Source organism: Vibrio sp. GJ43-1, assembly GCF_055808835.1.
Map to the genome: position 1 here is coordinate 1,664,513 of NZ_CM147885.1, position 23,698 is coordinate 1,688,210.

Below are 23,698 nucleotides of genomic sequence, written 5' to 3' on the forward strand. Positions count from 1 at the left end.
AATAGTAACTGTCAGGGTGACGAAATATGCCACCCTAGTATTAATTTGAAACACTCAACAACAAACCCTCCATTAAAATAATTCCACATTTACATACAAAAAATGCCATAACAGTTAGTGACTACCCAAAATAAATTCAGGTCGATGTGTTTTTCCTGACGGCAGAGGTTTTAGTTGGATACATGACAGTATTTTGAATGTCTGATTTATATTCATAACTGAAATCAGGGAACGGATAGTTATTTGTCTCATGCCACTTTTGGATCGTTTGTGTCGCTTTATCCTTTAATTCACTATCGACCGTTGATAATTTATCCACCAATTGATACTGATTTGATAAAGCAAACTGCGCTCCAACCACTTTCATTTGATGCATCAATTGAAATAAGACATCTTCCTGGACAGCCAGAAATTCTTCGTTATCTCGGCATCTAATATAGGCCAGAACATTTAAAATGATGGAAAATTCACCGATGCCTTTAAGTCGCACTCTCACAGCTTCAACTTCTAATTCTGGGTGCTGAAGCAGTACTCTACGCATGTTGACTATCAATAGCTTAAGCTGGTCCTGAGTAAGCTCAGTACGCACCCTTAAGTTATGTTCCATTCTTCGCTTATCACGACGTTCCAAGTTATCAATTTCCATATTAGCAAATTCGGAGTTTGGAATAGTAATGAGTGAGCGCTCTAGCGTACGAATCCGAGTAGACCGTAAACCAATACTTTCTATGGTGCCCAGTTTTTCGCCGTAACGGCACAACTCTCCAATCTTAATACCACCATCTGCGTATAGCGTTAAACCATTAATCACATTTTCTAAAACCGGGCGTATGGCAAGCGCAACGGCTAAACCACTCACACCAATACCCGCGAGTATAGGTGAGATGGAAAAACCCATATACTCAACGGCATAGATAGCGAGCATCGCGATCGTTAACCCACCAACAATTCGAGCTAATACCGTAAGAAGCGATGAATCGATATGTTTACCATCATGTTTCTTAAATGCATATATCACTGATAAGTAATTAAATGTTGCCATGATCATCCATGAAATATAGAAAAACTGCGCAACCAAAAAACCTGTCGATAAAAACTGATATATAGCCCCGGTAATCCAGATACCATCGTCGATGATCTTACGTGTTACAAAGAGTATTAACACCGCTCCCAAAAGAGCCATCAAACGGCCAACTCGCCAAGTTACGTCCTTGTGCTCCCTTCGGTGATTGAACTTATCACCAAGATAAAAGCTAATTTTGATTAGCAGTTTACTAAAGGAGAACACGACAAGTAGCGCCACCCATTGCCACAAAGGAAGCGGGCCATAAAGCGTATTAAAAGCCGTGGGTAACTGATGAATAAATTGCTTAGAAAAAAGCGGGCCGGGATTGACTAGAAAGTCTTGGTAATAATCACTACGAACCAAGTTTTGATACGGTAAAACCTCCATTGCTCGATACCAATACGGTAGCTGCTGAATCGAAGTCGCGGAGAATAGGTATTGCCCTGCCTTCTCTCCCTCCAGTTGTCGAATAATCGCAATATCCGTGTTCGCAAACCGCCATTGAGTCACTTCATTGCCATGACTGTCGATAAACTCCGGCGCTTGAAAAAAAGCTTCTTCATCAATCCGATCGAGGATCTCTCTTAACAAAAGAATTCTCTCCATTACGACAACAGTGCGGTTTCTATTCGGTACCAAGGTCAAATCCATCGTTCGCTTTGTTTGCGCTAACACGTGCTGCGCATGCTGTGTTTCTAGTTTTTCCTCTTGCCAATATTTAATGAGCGTTTCTGAAGACAGTAAGAAGCTTTCTAATGTTGACTTTGCTGTAGACGTGTTTGATAAAGAAAAATCATCATTCGACCACGACAACGGACTTAAAAATATAAATACACATAACAACAGATGTGGTAAATCCCGATGTATCATTGTATTTTATCGCCTTTTAATTGTGTAAGAAGCTTGAAGTGGCGATCCCAAAACATTAGAAGGAAGTCACGCTAATCATCATGATGAATACTTCATTTCATTCATTATTATGTAAAAGTATGCGATAACACCTCTGATGAATATAAAGTATCCGTATGCTCAGTTAACTTTGATATTTTCCCTTCATCAAAGTCAAACCACATGACATAACTATTGTTAAACTGATGATCACTGGTCGTTTTTGCGCTTACCTCTAACTCAACAACCATCAGTTCTAGCGTTTCGACACTCCGTATAATCTGATAATCAAATGTCATATCTTGATAAAACTCACCTGACATCACTGATAAAAACAGAAAAGCCTCATCTCCCTTAAGGGTGTTAAACTCGATCGATTTTGATGCTACCTCATAGACGAAGTCATCACGGCAAACAGAAGATATTGCTTTTAAATCTCTACAACCGATGGCGGTTAAAAACTTATTTACTTTCTTTAAATTATCACTCATTGTCTTACCATAATTATCACTTCACGATTACATAAATTCCTAAAGCATAGGCTAAAAGCACTCCAATATAGAGTTTACTATCGCTTCTTTTATGTAAAACAAACGGTTTAAAAATGAAATTGATTAACTTCAAATGAGCACCCCAATTAAAAATCCGACATTAAAATAAATTACTTTATTTATCATCATACTAAACACTTAATGTTATATCGATTCCCAGCATCCCAACCAGCTTTTTGACATCATGAGTTTTACGAACAACGACATATCTATATAATAACGACAGTCGCAACATTGGAGTATGGATTACAGAAATTCAAATTTGCACTAAAACATGCACAATTGAATTTCTGTAATTCTTAGCTCTCACTAGCATAATAAGTCACACTAGTCCCACCCATAACATGACTATAAATAACAACATGAAATCAATAAGATCCACTTCGGTAATGTCAAAAGATATTTATTTAAATGATAGGAAGTATCACATTCATGACATCGGAGAAGGTGAGAATGTCGTGTTTATTTTTCATCGTGGAGAAGGGATACTTAAATTAGAAGATATAGTATCGAATATTCTAAAAAAACATCAGCGTATCATTGTGATAGATTTGACAGAGGACTTTCCAACGGATGTCTCCTCCCTTAGCTCGCAACGCTGTAAAGAGTTAATTGATGACATCCATTTACTTGCCGATGTCTATTGGTTAGATGACATCTCACTAGAAAGTAACTACATTAACAAACCAATTCAAAGAGAAATAGTGATTGCTTTAGGCCCACGCTACGCACCTCAAAAAAATGATATCATCAGCGAAAAACAATCATGAAGTATATACCTATATTAATCGTCGCAATAGGATACCTAACCTACTTCTCTATATTAATAAATAAATTAGGCGCCTCCTAGATTAGGAGGCTTACGCACCCGCACTGATTAGAGTGACGCATTAAACGGTTACTTTACCCAACAGCAATAGCTTTCCCTTCAGATAAATCATCAAAAAACGTCTGAAGTACCTGATGTAAGTATTGTTGAAGTGGGTACCCTCTTCTGGTTTGTAAATACCCCCACAATCTGCGTGTTTTGTTGTGCGCTAGCAGGGAGTGTGAACAACTGTAAGCGATCATCCAAATCACTCATGTAGTGACCAGAAAAACAGATTGAGTCAGAACTAATGAGTTGATACACAGCAGCTTTCAGGCTGTGTGTTTTTAATATAACATTAGCTTGTTTACCTCTAGCAGAATAAAACTCTTCTAAGGCACTCTTATTATAGTTAATACCCGCCAGATACAATTGAACAACAGGGAGCTGGTAGATTTCTTCCCAATCGTTAGATTGACATAACACCGGGTGATCCTTTCTAGCAACAATACCCAAACAATGCTCATCAAGTAAGTGTGTATAGACACCTTGCGGGAATGGAAATTGACCCAATTGGATAGCATAGTCAATTTTGCCGTCAAGTATATCGACCAACGAATGTGACTGCCAATGATCGAGTTCAAACTTAGCGTTGGGTAAAGCCAACTGCAATGTTTTGAGCAGTTCAGCACCCGCAATATCTAATAAATAGGCGTACGCAACAATAGAAACTTTCCCATCAAACGTTTTAGGATCGAACTGGTAATACGATTCCATCACCTTCGCGATAGGGTTTAACATTTCATCTGCAGCTTCAGCCAACTTCTCTGCCAATTCTGAAGGTTCAACGCCATGCGCTTTACGTAAAAAAAGTTGGTCCCCAAATGTTTCTCTCAGTTTGGCTAAACCACGGCTCACGCTCGTCTGTGATATTTTTAACTGTTCTGCCGCTAGGTGAGTATTTTTCGTTTCAACGACCGCTTTTAAAAGTTTCATCAGATTTAAGTCTAAATCTCGCAACTTATTTTTCATTCTCAACCCTCAATTTCACTCCTCTTAATATAGGATTATTTTCAACGATAGGCTAGGTATTCACACTTAACGTTGTAGAGCACATAACTGCATATGTAATTGTTTAAACGGTACTTTATGATATATCACCTTGATAAGCAGGTGACCATTGTTGTCTATTTCGGTTGATACTCAATTCAGAGCAATGAAATGAGCATCAACCCGGAAGGACCTATCAGTGGGAAACTCGATACATTAATGAATAGAACACGGGTAGAACAAGTAACGTTAAGAGCGTAGCAAAGCCAAGTCCAAATATAATGGTGACCGCCATCGATTGAAAAAAGGCATCAAAGACGAGTGGAATCATTCCTAACATTGTCGTGATTGCTGCCATACATACGGGGCGAACACGGCTTACGCTGGCGTCAATGATAGCGCTGGAAAGTTCACTTCCTTCTTGCGTTTCAATGTTAATTTGCTCAACCAAAACAATGCCATTTTTCACGATCATGCCAGATAGGCTGAGTAAGCCCAGTAGCGCCGTGAATGAAAATGGAATATTCAGTAACAACAAGCCCGCAGTTACGCCAATCAAAGCTAAAGGCACGGTCAACCAAATCGCGATTGGGGCCCGTATTGTGTTAAATAACAAAACGGTAATCAAGAACATCATAAAGTAACCCGTAGGTAACGAACCCATGAGATTTGACGTTGCTTTTGCTTGGCTTTCATATTCACCTCCCCACTCAAAATGGTAACCAGGAGGAAGTTGAATCGCTTCGATATCGGAGGCAACAGCACGTCGTAACGACTCCGCCGTGTCATCACTAAATGGTGCAACATCCGCCATCACAGAAATAACACGCTTGAAATTTCGACGCACAATCAACGAATCTTCGGTCGTTAATTCAAAACTAGATACGACCTGGGTGATCGGGATATAACGTCCTTGCTCGGTGCTCCAAACCTGAATTTCTGGTAGTCGGTCAACGTCATAGCGTTCATGGTCGGGCGCTCTCAAAGTGATAGGCATAATGTGGCTACCATCTCGATACAAACCAATTTGTTCACCATTAAAATTACGCAGTAACGTGGCATCCAAGTCAGACTTGGTGATCCCTACGCGTCTCGCTGAAACGTTATCCAATTGAGGTTCAATGACGGTGGTTTGCTCTCTCCACGAATGCCTAATGGCGGTTGCCTTCGGCTCGGCATTCATGATGTCCTTTGCCTGCGAGGCCAATTGTCTAAGTACCACAGGGTCGGCCCCATAAAAGCGAGCTTCTACTTTTGCAGCAGGAGATGGCCCTAAGTCCATCAATTTAAATTTAAAATCAATCGCTGGATAAAGCGCGTCTAATTTTGATTGCATTGTTGGCAAGATCGCTCGAATAGCGGGTAAGTCCTTTGCTTCAACCATAAGCTGCCCATAACTGCTGTATGCTTTTTCTGGGGCGTAAGTGAGAATAAATCGCTGCGCGCCGCTCCCCATGACGGTGGTAATATTCACGACATCATCAAAGGATTCAACGAGTTGCTCCACGCCGCGAATTTGCTCTTCCGTTTCACGAATATCGGTCCCTTGTTGCATCCAAACATCGATATAAAATATCGGTGTATTTGAAGGTGGGAAAAAGGCTTGCTTAACCGAACCAAACCCCACGACGGCAAGACACAGCAATCCCATCGTCATCGCGACCGATACCCAGCGATAAGTTAGTGCTTTCATAAGGATCGAACGATACAACGTGAAGATAATGCCCTTATATGGGTCAGAAGACGCGCTCTCTCCTTTAGCTATCTCTTCTTTAAACATTATTTCACAAAATAATGGCGTCAGGGTGATGGCAAGGAGCCAACTTAGAATCAGCGAAATCGCCAATACTTGGAAAAGCGATCCCAGAAAGTCTCCTGTCGCATCCGCTGACAATCCGATAGGAGCAAAGGCAATAATGCCTATTAATGTTGCCCCTAATAGTGGCCACTGCGTCTGCTTAACAATGGTTTGAATCGCCTGACTTTTGTTTTGCCCTCGCTTGAGGCCAATTAACACGCCTTCGGTAATGACAATCGCGTTATCAACCAGCATACCGAGCGCAATAATCAATGCACCCAGTGAGATGATTTGAATTTCTATTGCCAACAGCTTCATCCCAATGAACGTACCGAGAATAGTAAGCAGCAAAATCATGCCCATCAGCAAGCCAGAACGAAGTCCCATTGCAAATAACAACACCACGATCACAATCAAGACCGCCTCAACCAAGCTCACCACAAAGTCAGACACCGATTCGGCAACCACCGCACCTTGGTCATAAACATTGACAAGCTCGATACCAATAGGCCGTTTAAAATCAATTTCTTGTAATTTTTCTTCGACGCGATTACTCACCTCTACAACGTTTACACCATCTGAAAACGAAACGCCTAAAGAAACCGCACGTTCTCCGTTACTTCGATACAGTGTGGTGGGTGTATCTTGGAACTGACGGCTTACGGTCGCGATATCGCCAAGTTGTATCAGTTCACTGCTTCCCGGAGGACTGAACTTAAACGCTCTTAGCGATTCAATTTCGTCGAATTCACCCGTTGTATGAATCCGAATTGACTGCCCATCAACAAGCAGCTCACCACCATTTGATACCATATTTTGATTGTGAACTAGGCGTGAGAGCCATGCAGGCTCTAGCCCTAAGGTGTTCAAATCTTGCTGAGAAATCTCGATGACAACCTGCTCTGAAACCAGCCCAGCCAGACTGACTTTCTTCACACCTTTAATCACTAGTAATTCACGTTGAAGGTATTCAGCGTAACTTTGCAACTCACGGTAGTCGTATTCATCACTTGTGACGTTATACAAAATACCAAAGACATCGCTAAAATCGTCCACGACTCTTGACGGGACTACGCCCGGAGGTAAACGTTGTTGTACGTCACCAACCTTACGGCGCAATTCATCCCATACCTGAGGCTGCTGTTGTGCTTGCACCGTTTCCTTTAACACTACCGTAATTTGTGACAACCCCGCACTGGTAAAAGACTCAACGTCTTTTACATATTCTAATTCCGATATGGCGCGCTCTATAGGAAGTGTCACCTCTTCTTCAACTTGCAAAGCAGATGCACCGGGGTAGCTGGTATTCACTAGCGCTTGCGGAATTGGAAACGCGGGAAATTCTAACTGGCCTAAGCTGCGAAATGAAAATACGCCTCCCACCAACAAAATCAACACGACAAGCCAGCTTATGACTCTATTTTTGAGCGCGTAATTGGTTAAATTCATAAATTACAGGCCCCTTTCGCGAGTGATCGACACAACAGACATGCCGTCATAGAGCTTGTTTAAACCAGCGCTCACAATACGTGAATCTGGTTTCAATTTCGCAGAGATGACCACGCCACGCGAGGTGATTTTTTCGGTGGTCACGTCCACTGCAGAAACCTGACCAGAGTCGTATACCCAAACTTGTGTTTGTCCAGTCATGTCATTATTTAATATAGCGGTCGCGGGCACGACGTAGCGTACCGTGGAGTTTGGTTGGGCAACGATTTTACCTAAGTTAAGATGAAGGGTCGCTCCCATCCCAGGGTAGACCGTATACTCAGCATTGGGCGCTAAGCATAGTGAATGTGACTTCATAGCTTTGAGTACCTTGTGTGGCCAATGTCTTGTGCTGCTTGTATGACGCAGAATAAGCATGCTCAGAGCTGTTAAATGTCACAACTGGCGAATACGTTTTGTCCATCCCAATACGATTAATTCGGCTTAAAATATGCTCAGGTAGTTGAATAGTAATATCGATATTGCGGTCATCTTGAAGTAGAGCTATCGGTTGCTGCGCTTGAACCACCTGGTGGTTTTCGATTTGTGTCGACGCTACTCTTCCAGAAAAAGGCGCGCGAATAATGGTGTCCTTTAGACGATCTTTAGCAAGGGTAAGCGCACCACTTGCGACATTAAGACGTGCTTGAGCACTATCAAAGTCGGATTGTGCGAGCAGTTGTTTCTCTCGCATTGATTTAGCTCGTTCAAATTCTCGATTTGCCAAATCAAAATCTGCCACCTTTAATTCAACGTCTGTTTTAAAATCTCGGTCATCTACGCGAGCGATTACCTGCCCCTTGCTAACTATCTGCGAAGGCTTGATATTAAATTCCACCACCTCGCCAGCCACTCTAAAGGACAATTCAACCTCCTTGGAAGCCAGTACTTGTGCAGGGAAACGACGGATCTCTTGTGAATCAAGTAACACGACTTCCGTTAAACGTACTTAGGTCGAGGCGTCTTCACTGTCGACGAGCTCTCTTCACTCGAACATCCGGCAAGGATTACCGAAAGACTCAATAAAATGAATGAGCGACATAGCGTTGTAACAGACATGGAAATCTCCAAAATTATAAATGGTGACAATTTTGGAGTAATACGCGTTATTAGACGATGAATTAGAGAAATTCAATTCCATCACAGTATTAATTAGACGGTGCTAACCTTCGCCACCGCCAAAAAGGTCGCTCAGTTTTGTCGACGCCAAGTGGTCGTTAACCTTTGAACGGGTACTGAAGGCATGGTGCCAATACACTGGCGACTCCAACTCCGTGCGCACCAATCGAGTTGGTTTTTGACCACTGCCTTTCACTGCCTTCTCCATTTGCGCTGAAAACAGAGATTCATATTTAAGCGAGGAATAAAGGCATCATATTAAGGACTTAATAGTACTAAGTCTTACTAGGTACTAATGGAAAATAAATGAATGCAAGGATTATTTTTGAGGTGGGAGGGTTGGCGCGCCATCACGAATGAATCAACCACAGCCGTTCTATAGTACCGACATTTTAATAACATAAAAACAAGCCTTAACATAAATTAAGGCTTGTTCAATATCATGTCGGGCTAATGCTAATTATTTATTGTAGGTACGTTGAGTTGTTTGCTTTATCGACTTCACTCAGGAATAGATCGAGCAACTCAGCGCCTTTTTCACCGTGAGTTTCACGGACGTACTTCTTCACACCTGGTTGAGTGGCTTGACGCATCGCCTCACGCTGCTCATTCGTTAATGAATTAATCTTCATTTTTTTCTTAAGGCCAGCTAAGCCGCGATCATCAGATGCTTCGATCAAACGCGATAGACCACGGTTTGCACTTAATGCAATCTCTACAGCGTCTGCAACAATTTTTTGTTCATCCGCCGTTAGACCATCATAGAAGTCTTTATTCACCATAAAGGTATATGGGGCAAAAAGGTGATTCGTTAACGTTAAGTATTGTTGTACTTCGTTAAACTTAGCGAATGAGACTGTTGGTACTGGGTTCATCTGACCGTCGATAACACCTGTCTGCAAAGATGAATATACTTCTCCCCATGATAATGGGTACGCTTCCGCCCCCAGTGACTGAATGATTTTTTGGTGCGTCGGTAAAGTCATTGTACGAATGCGCAAACCTTTAAAATCTTCCAGCGTTTCAATTGGGCGCTTTGAGTTAGTCACAGAGAAGAAACCGCCTGTATCAGGGAAGCCTAGTATTTTCACATCTTTCATTTCAGCTTCAATATCACGAGCTAGGGTTTGCCCAAACGGACCGTCGAGCACTTGATAGGTAGACGCGTTATTATCGAACGCAAAAGGCACATCCAGCACACCGATCCTTGGGTAGTAGCCCGCTAACGGTCCTACTGGTGATAACGTACCTTGTAACTGTCCATCACGAACCATTTGAATATGTTCTTTAGCATTACCCAATTGGTTGCTCGGGAAAACTTGAACCTTAATCTCCCCGTTTGTTGCCGTTTCGACGATATTTTTAAATACGCCAGTAAACGCGTGAGCTGGGTTTTCCATAATGTCAGCTTTGTTGTCATGGCCGATACGCAATACTTTCTCTGCCATGGCAAAAGGGGCAGTAACAAAACTTGCAGCAAGAGCAGCAGCGACGAGCGTTTTGGTTAGTGTTTTCATAATGACTCCATTTCTATGAACTGGTTTTGTGTAGGGGGTGTGTTGTATTAACTCTAATTTCTTTTTTATCGACGTTTGCCTACCATTGCTGTTTGGGCGTCAGCGTCTATGTTTGTTGTTCATATAGCGGAGGGGTAACAAGCTCGCAACTCCCCCGCTAGATAAATAATCCAAGGCGTTAGTAACCAAGTAATCTTGGAATAAATAAGACAATGTCAGGGAAGAACGCTATGGCAAATAACAGGACCAATTGACCAATTAAGAACGGCATTAGTTCCTTAGAGATACCTTCAATTTTTGCGCCTGTCACGGATGAGAGTACGAATAAACAAGCGCCTATTGGCGGTGTCATCAGCGAGATATTCAAAGCCAAGATGAATACGATACCAGCATGTAAAGGGTCCATGCCGATTTCTGCCGTTAGCGGCACCAAAATAGGGGCTAAAATCACCAGCATGACATTGATATCCATAATCATGCCAACCGTCAAAAGCAATGCAATGATCAGCGCCAAGATGACATTTGGGTTATCTGATAGCGCGATGAACATATCTGCGATCATTTGAGGGATTTGGTTAAAGCTCAACCACCAGCCAAGAATCGACGCCGAGCCAATTATCAGGTAGATAACCGCTGATATTTGCGACGTACGTACAATCATTTGAAATAAGGCATTAATGGTCAGGTTTCTATAAATAAACGTACCAATAACGAGTGCATATGCCACCGCGATAGACGCCGCTTCCGTTGGGGTAACAATGCCAAACACAATGCCACCCAGAATGATAAGTGGCATCAACAAGGCTAAAGCAGAATTTTTAAAGTGGTCGAGTACTTCTTTAAGCGTGGCTCGCTCGCTCATTTTTGGTAAATTTTTTCGCTTACCCATGGATGCAATGATTGCCATACACACCAAGCAGACTAATATTCCCGGTAGGATCCCTGTAGCAAATAGGCCACCTATCGACACTCCCATGAGTGAACCGTAGACCACCATTAAGCCAGATGGTGGAATGGTAGGCCCAATAATGGAACCTGCTGCGGTAACAGCACAGGCGTAGTCTTTGGTATAGCCTTGCTTGACCATCGCGGGCACCAATGTGCGCCCAAAGGCTGCAGCATCTGCTGTGGCGGAGCCCGTAATACCTGAAAAGAAAACCGATGCAACCATATTTGAATGTGCTAACCCGCCCCGAAAGTGCCCGACTAAAGCCTCAGCTAAATACACTAAACGATTTGTGATGCCTGTATGATTCATTATTTCACCCGCGAGGATGAAAAATGGCATCGCTAGAAATGGGAATATATTCAAACCATTAAATATTTTACTTGGTGCCAAAGAAGTAAAGTGTGCACCACCAACATCATACATTCCGGCTAACCCAGCAATACCGAGCGCGATTGCTATTGGAGCACCAATTAACATAAGACCTGCAAATATGAATCCAATCATGACTGCTCTCCTTCAATGGCAACGATGTTTTGAGATAAACTCAATTTGAATGCGTACAAATCCTCTAACCAAACAAGAAAAGCTTGGAACCCTGATAGTGCAAATGTCACCGGGACCGCAGCGTAGGCATAGGACATTGGCATTGAAAATACAGTGGATAACTGACTGGCCCCTTTTTCTGCAAATGCGTAACCCAAATAGGCGACATAGCAAAAGAAAGCACACGTAATCGCACCGACAATTATTTTGATAATACGTTGCACTAAATCAGGAAAGCGTTTTGTCACAAACTCCAATCCCATATGCTCTCGACCTGCGGTACAGCATGGAACGGCCATCAAAATTGCCCATATCATGATGTAACGAGCCATTTCTTCCACCCAGACAAGCTGAAGCTTTAAAATATAACGATCAAGAACGCCCAACCAAACATCAAGAATAAGTAATGTCGTCAATATCCCGACGCACAGTTGATTGGCTTTATTCAACCGAAGCTTTGTTGTGGTAATTATATTATTGGGTAATGTCATAAGCCCTATTCCTTTCCGTTGAATACAAACCTATAGAAAGATAAATCATCGAAATAATGCGTTTCCTCATCAGGTCATTGCACTCTACCTATTAAATTTGTCAGTAAAAATGACAGCGGTCACAAAAGAATAAAAGCATGATACTTTCAAACATAAATCAAGAGCTATTAAGGTAAGCGCTTGAATTTGAAGTATTTAATCGCAACAAGCCAAATTCATGCAGTCACCAGAGAGTTAGAAAGTAACAAGTCACAATCAAAATAAAAATCAAAGAGTTACAAAACCACAACAACACCAATGATAAAAAGTAACATGTTTTTATTTGTAAAATTCAATAACAAAAATTTGATGTGAAGCATGTTTTAACGCTTCAATAACAGGAGGGGGTCAGAGAAGTACTGATGAAATACCCATACCATGTCTATTACCGACATTAATCAGACGTGAGAACTAATATTAATGTTCAATGGTAGAGGCATGGCGTTAGAAACCATGCCTCATACGTTCATTCAGTAGAGATAGTGATTCAATAGAGGTCGTGAATCAATAAAGACTGTTATTCAGCAATCGTCCATCGCCTGCATTTACTTGAATTGACCAGGCCCTATTTGAGCAGCGTCATGACTAGTAAAAGCTTGATATGGGCGTAGTCCAAAGTGAGGCATCATTGAATAAATATGGTCAAATAAATCAGCCTGAACGCCTTCATAAATAGCCCAATCAGTATTATTACAAAACGCGTAAACTTGAAGCGGAATACCTTGTGGCGTAGGCTGCAACTGGCGAACCATAATCAACATATATTGATGAATATCTTTGTTTACTCGTAAATAGGCATTAATGTAAGCACGAAATAGACCCAGGTTCGTCATCCTACGTATATTTCCTATTCCATCGGCGCCATCCAACCCATCATTGTAATCGTTAATATCACGTGACTTTTCATAAATATACTGGCGCAAAATACGAATATTTTTCATTTCTTCGATCTCATTATCCGACATAAAACGAATCGAAGTGACATCAACATTCAGCGAGCGTTCTATACGTCGCCCACCGAGTATCTGACATTCCTTGCCAGTTAATAAACGCATTTTGCACTAACGCGTACGCAGGAAGCATCGTCACTGTATTATCAAAGTTGCGAACCTTAACGGTAGTCAACGAAATTTCTTCCACCGTGCCATTGGCACCATAGGCGTTCATTTGAATCCAGTCATTCAAGCTGATCATGCGATTTGCCGATAGCTGAATACCAAGCAACAAACCCTAAGATCGTATCTTTGAAAACCAGCATGACGAAACCTGTTGCTACCCCCAATCCAGACAAGAATATCACTGGGGATTCGTTCGCTAGCATCGACATTGAAACCACAATGCCGACAAAGAACGTAAACAATTTAGTCAGCTGAACAAAACTCTTTATTGGCATTCGACGAGTAATACCTCTAAACGTCGCAATGTCATTGAGGACATCTAGAATAGAAAAAACAATCCAGACAATCATAAATAAAACCAAGATACCCAAAATGCGGTCAAACACACTCGCCAGCATATCGTAGTGACCCACAGCGATGGGAATCAACACGTCCAATACCATAATGGGTATCAGCAACGTTATTTTTCCCAGTAAGTCGTATTTGGTTAAACTGTCATTCAATGAGGGGTTGGTTTTTTGCAATACGTTTTTTACCGACCGTACTATTAAATGATGTATTACCAAATAAAAGATGGCCGATACGGCAAGGCTCGCCAATATAAACACTGAGGTCAACTCGATACCATATGGATCGCTATGAATACCCACCGCCGATAACTTTTGTGAAATATAATTCCGAATATGATTATCTAACACGAACCCACCCTTAGTAATGCGCACAACGTTCAACATTTAATTCTAAAAACCAGCCAATCATAACAGATACCAATAATTTACCCGATACCATTAGACCCTAGAATGTAAGCCTTTATGCTTCGTTCATCTTTCGTAGGCCAATCCCAACACAGACAACATCCATTACTTACGCTGTGACTTTGCCTTCAACTGCTCAACAATACTAGAAGGAACAACAGTACTTAGTGTATTAAAACATTGCTCAGTAGCCGCTGCTATAGCGCCTTTCTGGTCATTTCTCGCTAAGACGTCGCACTGCGCATACAAGTGCTGGGGATTACCACTTAATCGATACGCTTTATTGAGAGCCTCTCCTGCAGCCAGTACATCCACTGATTCAAGAGATAATCCGTAGACATACCAATACTGCGAATCATTACTGGCTTGCTCGGCAGCCCGTCGTAGGTATTTTCTTGCTTCGACATACTCTTTTTGTCTCAACAAAGTCAAACCCATGCTGTACGGCAAAACACTCGATTTAGGTTGCGCGACTATCCCCCGTTTTAGAGTGGCTACCGCTAGGCGTTCATCACCTTGTCCTCGATACAAATCTGCCAAGTTGACATAACTATTTTCAAAGTAAGGCTCTATGTCTATCGCCCCCAAATAGTAGTTGATCGCCTTTTCTGTCTCACCAATATCACGATATACATTGCCGAGATTGGTTCGACCAAACCCTCTATCAGAATTGAATTCTTGAATAGCAATATAGTCATTCAATGGTTTATTTAGCGTCTGTTTTTGCGCAGGGTTGAATTCACGCCAGTAACGCACAAGTGCTCCTGCGGCTTCAGCGCGTACCGATAGCACAGGATCCGCTAACAAAGGATTAAGAATTTGCCATCGGTCTACACCGTTATACCCAGATGAGCCCGCAATCGCGCCAAGTCGGATCATTTCATTTTCATGTTTGACGGCGCGACCTAGTGCGATAAGTGTGTTCTTACCGCTATTACCGCTCATTCGTTCCAAAGAAGAGGCCCGAATAATGTTACTTAACGTCGCATCTTGAGCAACGTATGCCAATGCATCCGGTGCGGCTTGATGCCCTATCGTATCGGCATAAAAAGCAACAGAAAAATGCTGTTGATTCCGGTAACGTGAGGCTGGGAACCACTCCCCTATCTGCTCATCAGCCCATTGGTCCGTTTTATCATCATGGCATTGCGTGCATACATTGGGCGTCTTAGTATGCTGACTTAAATCGGCTCTTGGAACATGCCAACTATGATCTCGACGCGGGTCAACCTGCATGTAAGTGGTTTCCGGCATATGACAAGTCGTACATTGTGATGCTTCACTGTTTACTAAGTGGAAGGTGTGTTTTTCTGGCGTGTACTCTGCGGCACTGTGACACTGGCCACATACGGCTTCTTCTGGGATGGAGAGTTTGGCGCTATGGGGGTCATGGCAGTTGGTACATGTAACGCCTTTTTCTGCCATTGCAGATTGTAAGAAAGACCCATAAACATAGTCTTCGTCATAAATCTGTCCGTCTGAATAATAAAGTTCAGCAGAAATTAAACTAAGACGGTACCGGTCAAAAAACGAGCCATTTACATGATCGCCACTTTCATTCAATTGTGTCCGACGACTGTGGCACTGCGCGCACGTTTGAAGCTGATTTGTCGCCACTATCTCTTTCGGCTGTAACGTTTTACTGCCTTGCTGGTAGACCCATTCTTTTACCGGTTTGGACAGATCACGATCAAACCCAAAATGCTTCGGAATTAACGTTTCTGGTGTCTTTCCTACGAGGTTCACCAACGTTATATGTTCACTCGCCGCGCCATGGCAGGCTTCGCATCCTACATTAACCTCCGACCAACTCGTGTTGTAGGTATTCGTCGCAGGTTCATAGTTCTTTTGTAGATTGGTGGAATGACAATCGGCACACATAAAGTTCCAATTCTGTCCGGCGTTCATCCAATAGAATTCGTCTGTTGGTGTCATATCTGGGTATAAGTGGAACCAGCGTTGCCCCCCTTGCGCTTTCGCTCTTGAATCCCAAGCAAAGGGGATAAGCTGTACACGTCCATCAGCAAATTGCACCATATATTGCTGTAACGGCTCAAAGGCAAACGTATAGTGAATTTGATAGTCATGGAACTGGCCGTCGGGACCTTCAATGTTAACCCAAAACTCATCGCCCTTACGAAAAAAGCGGTTGCGCTTTCCTTGATGCTCGACTGTCTGGTCGTTAAAGTCTCCAAGTACACTCTCGTTATCGGCATGCTTCATTGCCCTATCATGATGAGAGCCCTGCCATGCCTGCGTCGCTTGTTGGTGGCACTCGGCACACGACTCACTTCCTACAAACGTTGCTTGAAGCCCTGAAGGAGCAGGCTGCTGCGCCAAAATATTGGTCGACATCAATAACAATATAAGCCCAAACGTACTGACCATAAAACGGCTATCCAACACTTTACCACCACACTTCTTCATAACCTTCCTTGTTATCTATCGCGACGCATCACAGAAGGAACAAACGTAAATTTCTTTCACTCCTACGCTGAAAGATAGGACACTTTTTCTTTACTAGACAAGTCATTAACAGATTTTTAGCTGAAATGAATAGCTGAATCAAAAAAGAGCTCTATTGAGCTCTTTCTATTCATAACACCCATCTACCCGTTATTTATTGGGCGATTCTTGTAGCTTGTCCATGACCTGATCCAAACTAAAGCTTGCCGCTTTTTGTCTAGGAGGGAATTCCTTAAAGGTTTGCAAAAACTCTCCTACGTACGCCTGAGCAGGAACAAACATATAAGCGTGGTCAAGAAGCCAATCATAATAAGTATTTGAGGTTATATCCGCCGTCTCATAAGGATCCATGCGTAAATTAAACAACTTAGGTAAACGCAGTGTCACAAACGGTTCTGCCCATATTTTCATGGTGCCTGTAGCTCGCTGCTCCATAAACACGGCTTTCCAATGGTTATAACGCAGCGCCGCGAGATCGCCATCATCAGTGAAATAGAAAATTTCAGAACGGCGACCTTTCTCTTCTTCTCCGGTTAAATATGGTAAAAAGTTATAACCATCCAAATGGACTTTAAAGGTTTTATTGCCCGCTTGGTGTCCTTTCAGTAATTTCTCTTTGATTTGGTCATCACCTGCTGCCGCTAGGAAAGTCGGCATCCAGTCCATATGATGCATAATTTCGTTGGAAACAGTACCAGCTTCAATTTTGCCCGGCCAGCGAACCATTGCAGGCACACGATACGCCCCTTCCCAGTTGGTATTTTTTTCACCACGGAACGGCGTTGCGCCAGCATCTGGCCAAGAATTCATATGAGGGCCATTATCGGTTGAGTAAAAGACGATGGTGTTGTCTTTAATGCCTAAGTCATCCACTTGCTTAAGTAACTCGCCCACTTGGCTATCGTGCTCAACCATTGCATCGGCGTAATAACTGATGCCAGTTTTACCCAAGTTGTCTTCTTTTACATGGGTTCTAAAGTGCATTCGCGTCGCATTCCACCACACAAAGAATGGTTTATCGGCTTTTACCGCACGAGCCATAAAGTCTAAAGCAACCTCTAGTGTTTCTTCATCAACCGTTTCCATACGTTTGCGGGTCAAAGGTCCCGTATCTTCAATTTTTCCATCGGCGGATGATTTAATGACCCCACGAGGACCAAACTTCTTACGAAACTCAGGATCTTTCGGGTAATCAATATTTTCTGGCTCTTCCTCAGCATTCAAATGATAAAGATTGCCGAAAAATTCATCAAATCCATGGGCCGTGGGCAAGAATTCATCTTTGTCGCCCAGATGGTTTTTCCCAAATTGCCCCGTCATGTACCCCATAGGTTTTAGTAGTTCGGCGATGGTGGCATCTTCTGCCTGAAGACCAATGTCTGCACCGGGCAGGCCAACTTTACTCAACCCTGTTCTTAACACACTTTGACCAGTAATAAACGTTGAGCGACCTGCTGTACATGACTGTTCGGCGTAGTAATCGGTAAACATCATGCCTTCTTTAGCAATGCTATCAATATTCGGCGTTTTGTAGCCCATCAAACCAAATGTATAGGCACTGACGTTCGACTGCCCAATATCATCACCCCATATTACTAGAATGTTTGGTTTGTCAGCGGCTATCGCGCTCGTCGCTCCCATCAGCGCCATGGTAAGGACAGCCAAACGACGTTTTACACCATACTTCTGTATCATAGAAACCTCTATCCGTTATTGTTATGCATCCTGCAATACAACCTATAGCTCATTTCTTATACAACCGCGAGTTATGGCATGATATACCAGCACAAATAACCATATAGCATGAGGTAACGTTTCTTATTACGTAACTTATTAACAAATATGGGTTATTACGCGCAAAATGAACCTGTTTTTTTCCATCTTGATATAGACTTAATTGATAATTATCTAACTAATTACAAACAAAGGATTGTTTATGTCTTACATTCCAAGCGCCAAGCGTTTCGTTACTCGAGTCTCGGCCCTTTTTATACCTATTGTTATTCTTGTTGGGTGTGACACCGCCCCTCCCGCTCCAGAGGCGGTTAAACCAAGCGTAAAAGTACTCAAAGTCATTGTGAAAGAAATTACGCCAACCGAAGAGTTTGTTGGGCGTACAGAAGCCACGCAAGATATCCAAATTAAGGCAAAAATTCGTGGTAATTTACTTAAAACCAACTTTGAAGAAGGCAGTAACGTAGAAAAAGACCAACTGTTATTTGAAATTGACCCTGAGCAATACCAAGCGGCATTGAAAGCGGCGAAAGCCTTGGTTGCGCAATCTCGCGCCGCTTATGACACAGCGGTTAGAAACTTCAAGCGTGGTGAAGGGTTAATACAAGATAAGTACATTAGCCAATCCGATTACGACAATCTTTTATCGAAGAAGCTACAGACCGCCGCAGCGCTGCAAAGTGCTAACGCCGAATTAGACAACGCAAAATTAGAACTTGGCTACACCAAAATCTACGCGCCGTTTAGTGGACGAATTGGTCGTGCCGAAGTCTTTCTTGGTGACTTAATCATCCCCGATCAAACCGAGTTAGTGAATCTTGTACAGATGGAGCCAATTTGGGTCAACTTTCAGCTTCCTGAAAAAGTGCTAATTAACGCGCAACGCGCGCACAAGTCATCGACTTCAAATTATAAAATCGAAGATCTCCCCATAAAACTGCGCTTTCCAGATGGCAGCATGTTTGATGAAGTCGGCATGATTGACTTTATTGATAACCGTGTTGATGCAAGCACCGACGACGTTGGCTGTACGCGCTGAGCTTGCTAACAAAGAACATATCATCGTTCCCGGGCTTTATGTGACCGCGATTATCGAAGCACCTGCCGTTGAAGAAGTTATGCTGGTCCCTCAAAAAGCGGTGCAAGAAGATCAGCAAGGGCGATATATTCTTACCGTCGATAAAGACAGTATCGTTAAGCGCAAAAATGTTGAACTCGGAAAACGCTATGGTATTGATTGGGAAGTAGAAAAAGGTCTAGAAAAAGGTGAACTCATCATTACTGAAGGCTTACAAAAAGCCAGAATAGGCGCCGAAGTCGAGCACGAAATGGACACCGTGCAACCGTTCTCTGAAGACAAGTAGGAAGGCACCACTATGATCAGTAAGTTCTTCATACATCGCCCCAAATTTGCGTTTGTCATTTCAATCGTTTTGACTTTATCGGGTTTGCTCTCTATTCCGGTATTACCGGTCGCAGAGTTTCCTAACATTTCGCCTCCGATGGTATCAGTCACCACCTCCTACCCTGGAGCAAGCGCCGAAGTCGTCGCCGATACGGTCGCAAAAGTGATTGAAGCGGAAGTGAATGGCGTGGAAAACATGATTTACATGGAGTCCAAAGGCGCTAACGATGGCAGCTACAACTTGAGTGTGACCTTTGAAGTCGGCAGTAATGTCGATATGGCTCAGGTCAACGTACAAAACCGGGTGCAGCAAGCCATGCCCCGACTGCCGTCCGAGGTTCAACGCAACGGTGTCAAAGTTGAGAAACAAGACCCGAACATCCTAATGATGCTAAACCTAGTGTCTCCCAACGAATCACTCGACAATCTATTTCTCAATAACTATATGGGCATCAATATTAAGGACAACCTTGCCCGTGTTAATGGCGTTTCAAAAGTCAGTATTATCGGTGGTATGGATTATTCGATGCGTATTTGGCTCAACCCTACTCGTATGGCAAGTCTAAATATCACGGTAGAAGAAGCCATTGCTGCCATTCAAGAGCAAAATATACAAGTGGCTGCTGGGCGAATTGGGGCAGCTCCAGTACCAAGGGATCAGCAGTTCCAATACACCCTTTCAACCAAAGGACGCCTGAGTCATCCAGAAGAATTTGAAGAAATCATTATTCGCTCCAATCCAGATGGTAGCGCCGTCTACCTAAAAGACGTATCAAGAATCGAGCTCGGTGCAGCAAGCTACGATGCCGAAGCCATGCTCGATAACAAAGCGTCAGCACTTTTGTTTATATACCAAGCCAGTGGTGCTAACGCGCTAGAAGTTGCCAAAGGCGTTCATGAAGAACTGTCACGATTACGAGAACAGTTTCCAGAAGATATGGACTACAAGGTTCTCTATGACACAACCCAGTTTGTCGAAACCTCCATTGATGAGATGATCGAGACTCTGCTCATCGCGGTATCGTTAGTTATCTTTGTTGTCTATATATTCTTGCAAGATATTCGGCAAACCTTGGTTCCTGCGATTGCGATTCCCGTGTCGCTCATTGGTACCTTCGCCTTCCTACTTGCAACGGGTATGAGCATAAACACAGTGTCCCTCTTCGCACTTATCCTCGCCATCGGTATTGTGGTAGATGATGCCATTGTTGTGGTCGAAAACACCACTCGCCTCATGCAGGATGAAGGGTTAAATGCTGTCGATGCAACGACAAAATCGATGCAAGAAGTGACGGGTCCAGTTGTCGCTACAACACTAGTTTTGCTTGCGGTGTTCGCTCCGACAGCGGTCATGCCGGGCATTACCGGACAAATGTATGCGCAATTTTCCATCACTATTTGTATTGCGGTTCTAATTTCCTCGGTCAACGCCCTCACGCTCAGCCCCGCATTGTGTGCCTCTTTATTACGCCCACCTAAAACTCATGAAACGGGTTTTCATGCGAAATTTAACAAGGTGTTTGATAAAGCAACCGATAAGTATACCGGCTTCGTTTCCGGCATGGTTCGTAAACTCATGTTAGTTGGGGTGGTATACGCTCTACTCATTGGAGCGACTGGGCTACTTGCCACTTCGTTACCATCGGGTTTTGTACCCACCGAAGACAAAAAAGCATTTTTCGTTGACGTACAACTACCAAACGGGGCGTCGATAAACCGAACCAAAGAAGTCATGACCAAAATGGTGGATGACCTTAACCAGATTGAAGGCGTAACGAACGTTATTTCTGCAAGTGGTTACTCCATCATTTCGGGTGCTGTCTCTTCGAATGCAGGTTTGATGGTGGTGATCCTCTCTCACTGGGATGAGCGACAAGACCCATCACTGGTTGAGTCACAGATCGTTCAGCGTGCTAATGGCGTCCTTGCTCGTTATAGTGAAGCACAAGCGGTTGGTTTCTCATTACCAGCCTTACCTGGTGTTGGTACGGTGTCAGGTGTTGAATTTTACATTCAAGATACATTGGGTCGCTCACCTGCAAGCTTAGCAAGCGTCATGCGAGCAACGTCTATTGAAGCCACAACAGAGCCAGAACTTGCCGCGGCGTTTAGTACCTACCAAGCGGATGTACCTCAGCTATTTGTTGACGTAGATCGACAAAAAGCCAAAGTTCAAGGCGTTCAACTAAGCAGTATCTTTACCACATTACAAACCATGCTTGGCTCTATGTATGTCAATGACTTTAACCGTTTCGGTAAAGTGTTTAGGGTCAACATGCAAGCTGAAACGGAATTTAGGGATTCTGAGCTTGATATCGCTCAGTTCTATATTCGCAATAAAGATGGGAATATGGTGCCACTCAATACTCTGGTGACGGTTGAACCAAAACTTGGACCCGAGTATATAAACCAATTTAACCTTTACGGCGCGGTAAAAGTAAATGCGTTCCCTGCCCCTGGTTATAGCTCTGGGCAAGCGATTGAAGCGGTAAAACGTATTGCTGATACAACCTTCCCTAACGGTTATACCTATGAATGGTCAGGACAAACTTACCAAGAACTCAAAGCGGGCAACCTCGCCCCGTTTATCTTTAGTTTGGCACTCATATTCACCTACCTATTCTTAGTGGCGCAATATGAGAGCTGGACCGTACCCGTTTCCGTTATGTTAGCTGTCCCGGTTGCCATATTAGGCGCCTTTGTGTACATCTGGATTATGGGCTCAGATATCAACCTTTACACTCAAATTGGTCTAGTACTGCTGATTGGACTTGCTTGTAAAAACGCCATTTTGATTGTGGAGTTCGCCAAGCAATTACGCGAAGGAGGCATGAGTATTACGGACGCTGCAGTGAAAGCCGCTCGATTGCGTTTTAGAGCAGTACTCATGACGGCGTTCTCGTTCATTCTTGGGGTTATCCCACTGGTTATTGCGACAGGCGCTGGCGCTGCAAGCCGTGTTTCCTTAGGTTACGCAGTAATGGGTGGCATGATTGCCGCCACTATCGTCGGTACATGTTTGGTGCCCGTTTTTTACGTCATGCTTCAATCGATGCGTGAAAAAGTAAAAGGAACCAAGCCAGACGCGCAGGCGTAACAGATTATCCCTCGCTAGCTATAACCTGATTCATAACAGGACAACGTAACGAAATAAAGCCTGACTCATCAGGCTTTATTTTTGTCGCTCGTCCTATTCGCAGTCGTATTAAGATTCGAACGTTTCACCATCGCAGGTGTACCAACACAAACTGTATTGGATGGCAGGTCTCTTACAACCACACTTCCCGCCCCTACGACAACGTTGTCACCAATACTCACACCGGGACATACCGTGACATTTGCGCCTAACCAAACGTTATTGCCAATAGTAATCGTTCGAGCATATTCATCACCTCTCGCCCTCTCCTCTGGATCTAAGGGGTGACCTGGCGTTGCAATGACAACGTTAGGGCCAAATAGACAATTATCTCCAATGGTGACCTTCGCACCATCTAAAATCATGCAGCCATGATTACAATAAAAATTTTCACCCAGCTCTATGTTATAGCCATAATCACAGTAAAAAGGCGGTTCTATCCAGGCATCAGTTTGGTATCCAATTATTTTTTCAAAAAACGCACCGATACCCTCCCTATCTGTCGGACACGTTTTCGACAACTCAAAGCACAGCTTCTTTGCTAACGTTCTGTCCTTGGTGAGCTCCTCATCAAAAGCAATATACGTTAAGCCCAACCGCATCTTTTGTTTCTCGGTTAATTGTGACATGTCCAAGTGTTCTTTTACCATTTTACTTACCTACGAAAACCCATCACTTATCTAGTAGAGAAGGATTGATAACGACTGTTTCAAATTAAAAACCTTCTGAGTTTTACCTCAGAAGGTTTTTCTATAACGTGATGATTAGTAAGCTTCG

Annotated in this window: 17 protein-coding genes and 1 pseudogene; 4 read left to right on the forward strand and 14 right to left on the reverse strand. The window is 43.2% G+C overall.

Going from position 1 to position 23,698, the window contains the following annotated elements; all coding sequences use genetic code 11:
* Positions 1-136 precede the first annotated feature (136 nt).
* A complete protein-coding gene (locus AC0L66_RS24885; protein ID WP_473569880.1) occupies positions 137-1,936 on the reverse strand; it encodes a mechanosensitive ion channel family protein in 1,800 nt (599 codons plus the stop codon).
* A 107-nt stretch (positions 1,937-2,043) separates the two neighbouring features.
* On the reverse strand, positions 2,044-2,445 hold the full coding sequence (locus AC0L66_RS24890; protein ID WP_473569882.1) for a nuclear transport factor 2 family protein: 402 nt from the start codon (positions 2,443-2,445) through the stop codon (positions 2,044-2,046).
* A 449-nt stretch (positions 2,446-2,894) separates the two neighbouring features.
* On the opposite strand from AC0L66_RS24890, the gene AC0L66_RS24895 reads away from it, so the two are divergent.
* The gene (locus AC0L66_RS24895; RefSeq protein WP_265674908.1) at positions 2,895-3,275 is read left to right on the forward strand and encodes a hypothetical protein; all 381 of its coding nucleotides are present in this window, start codon (positions 2,895-2,897) and stop codon (positions 3,273-3,275) included.
* A gap of 170 nt (positions 3,276-3,445) precedes the next feature.
* On the opposite strand, the gene AC0L66_RS24900 is transcribed toward AC0L66_RS24895, so the two are convergent.
* From AC0L66_RS24900 to AC0L66_RS24950, 11 genes and pseudogenes are all read right to left on the reverse strand, one after another.
* Entirely contained in the window at positions 3,446-4,345 is a 900-nt protein-coding gene (locus AC0L66_RS24900; RefSeq protein ID WP_473569884.1) for a LysR family transcriptional regulator, read from the reverse strand.
* A 214-nt stretch (positions 4,346-4,559) separates the two neighbouring features.
* Positions 4,560-7,610 carry an efflux RND transporter permease subunit gene (locus AC0L66_RS24905; RefSeq protein ID WP_473569886.1) on the reverse strand — a complete coding sequence of 1,017 codons (3,051 nt, stop codon included), beginning with the start codon at positions 7,608-7,610 and terminating at the stop codon, positions 4,560-4,562.
* A gap of 3 nt (positions 7,611-7,613) precedes the next feature.
* On the reverse strand, positions 7,614-7,967 hold the full coding sequence (locus AC0L66_RS24910; RefSeq protein ID WP_473569888.1) for a hypothetical protein: 354 nt from the start codon (positions 7,965-7,967) through the stop codon (positions 7,614-7,616).
* Complete coding sequence (locus AC0L66_RS24915) at positions 7,930-8,580, reverse strand: efflux RND transporter periplasmic adaptor subunit (RefSeq protein WP_473569890.1); 651 nt, start codon at positions 8,578-8,580, stop codon at positions 7,930-7,932. The genes AC0L66_RS24910 and AC0L66_RS24915 overlap by 38 nt, the downstream gene beginning before the upstream one ends.
* Positions 8,581-8,811: 231 nt before the next feature.
* Positions 8,812-8,964 (reverse strand): hypothetical protein, encoded by a 153-nt coding sequence (locus AC0L66_RS24920; RefSeq protein WP_265674912.1) that lies wholly within the window; start codon positions 8,962-8,964, stop codon positions 8,812-8,814.
* A gap of 268 nt (positions 8,965-9,232) precedes the next feature.
* Positions 9,233-10,285 carry a TRAP transporter substrate-binding protein gene (locus AC0L66_RS24925; RefSeq protein ID WP_265674913.1) on the reverse strand — a complete coding sequence of 351 codons (1,053 nt, stop codon included), beginning with the start codon at positions 10,283-10,285 and terminating at the stop codon, positions 9,233-9,235.
* A gap of 178 nt (positions 10,286-10,463) precedes the next feature.
* Positions 10,464-11,738, reverse strand: coding sequence for a TRAP transporter large permease (locus tag AC0L66_RS24930; protein ID WP_265674914.1), 1,275 nt, complete (start codon positions 11,736-11,738; stop codon positions 10,464-10,466).
* The gene (locus tag AC0L66_RS24935; protein ID WP_473569893.1) at positions 11,735-12,268 is read right to left on the reverse strand and encodes a TRAP transporter small permease; all 534 of its coding nucleotides are present in this window, start codon (positions 12,266-12,268) and stop codon (positions 11,735-11,737) included. The genes AC0L66_RS24930 and AC0L66_RS24935 overlap by 4 nt, the downstream gene beginning before the upstream one ends.
* Positions 12,269-12,852: 584 nt before the next feature.
* A pseudogene (locus tag AC0L66_RS24940) lies at positions 12,853-14,123 on the reverse strand (mechanosensitive ion channel family protein).
* A gap of 162 nt (positions 14,124-14,285) precedes the next feature.
* Positions 14,286-16,535: a multiheme c-type cytochrome gene (locus AC0L66_RS24945; protein WP_473570888.1), complete on the reverse strand. Its 2,250-nt coding sequence runs from the start codon at positions 16,533-16,535 to the stop codon at positions 14,286-14,288.
* 261 nt (positions 16,536-16,796) lie between these two features.
* Positions 16,797-18,341, reverse strand: coding sequence for an arylsulfatase (locus tag AC0L66_RS24950; RefSeq protein ID WP_265674917.1), 1,545 nt, complete (start codon positions 18,339-18,341; stop codon positions 16,797-16,799).
* A 241-nt stretch (positions 18,342-18,582) separates the two neighbouring features.
* Here AC0L66_RS24950 and AC0L66_RS24955 point away from each other — a divergent pair, with 241 nt between their 5' ends.
* From AC0L66_RS24955 to AC0L66_RS24965, 3 genes are read left to right on the forward strand one after another with little or no spacing between them, the layout of a single operon-like run.
* Positions 18,583-19,419, forward strand: a complete 837-nt coding sequence (locus AC0L66_RS24955) for an efflux RND transporter periplasmic adaptor subunit (RefSeq protein WP_473569894.1) — start codon at positions 18,583-18,585, stop codon at positions 19,417-19,419.
* The gene (locus AC0L66_RS24960; protein WP_473570890.1) at positions 19,385-19,744 is read left to right on the forward strand and encodes an efflux RND transporter periplasmic adaptor subunit; all 360 of its coding nucleotides are present in this window, start codon (positions 19,385-19,387) and stop codon (positions 19,742-19,744) included. The genes AC0L66_RS24955 and AC0L66_RS24960 overlap by 35 nt, the downstream gene beginning before the upstream one ends.
* Positions 19,745-19,756: 12 nt before the next feature.
* A complete protein-coding gene (locus tag AC0L66_RS24965) occupies positions 19,757-22,882 on the forward strand; it encodes an efflux RND transporter permease subunit (RefSeq protein ID WP_265674919.1) in 3,126 nt (1,041 codons plus the stop codon).
* Positions 22,883-22,950: 68 nt separating this feature from the next.
* On the opposite strand, the gene AC0L66_RS24970 is transcribed toward AC0L66_RS24965, so the two are convergent.
* The gene (locus AC0L66_RS24970) at positions 22,951-23,571 is read right to left on the reverse strand and encodes a sugar O-acetyltransferase (protein ID WP_473569896.1); all 621 of its coding nucleotides are present in this window, start codon (positions 23,569-23,571) and stop codon (positions 22,951-22,953) included.
* Positions 23,572-23,698 lie beyond the last annotated feature (127 nt).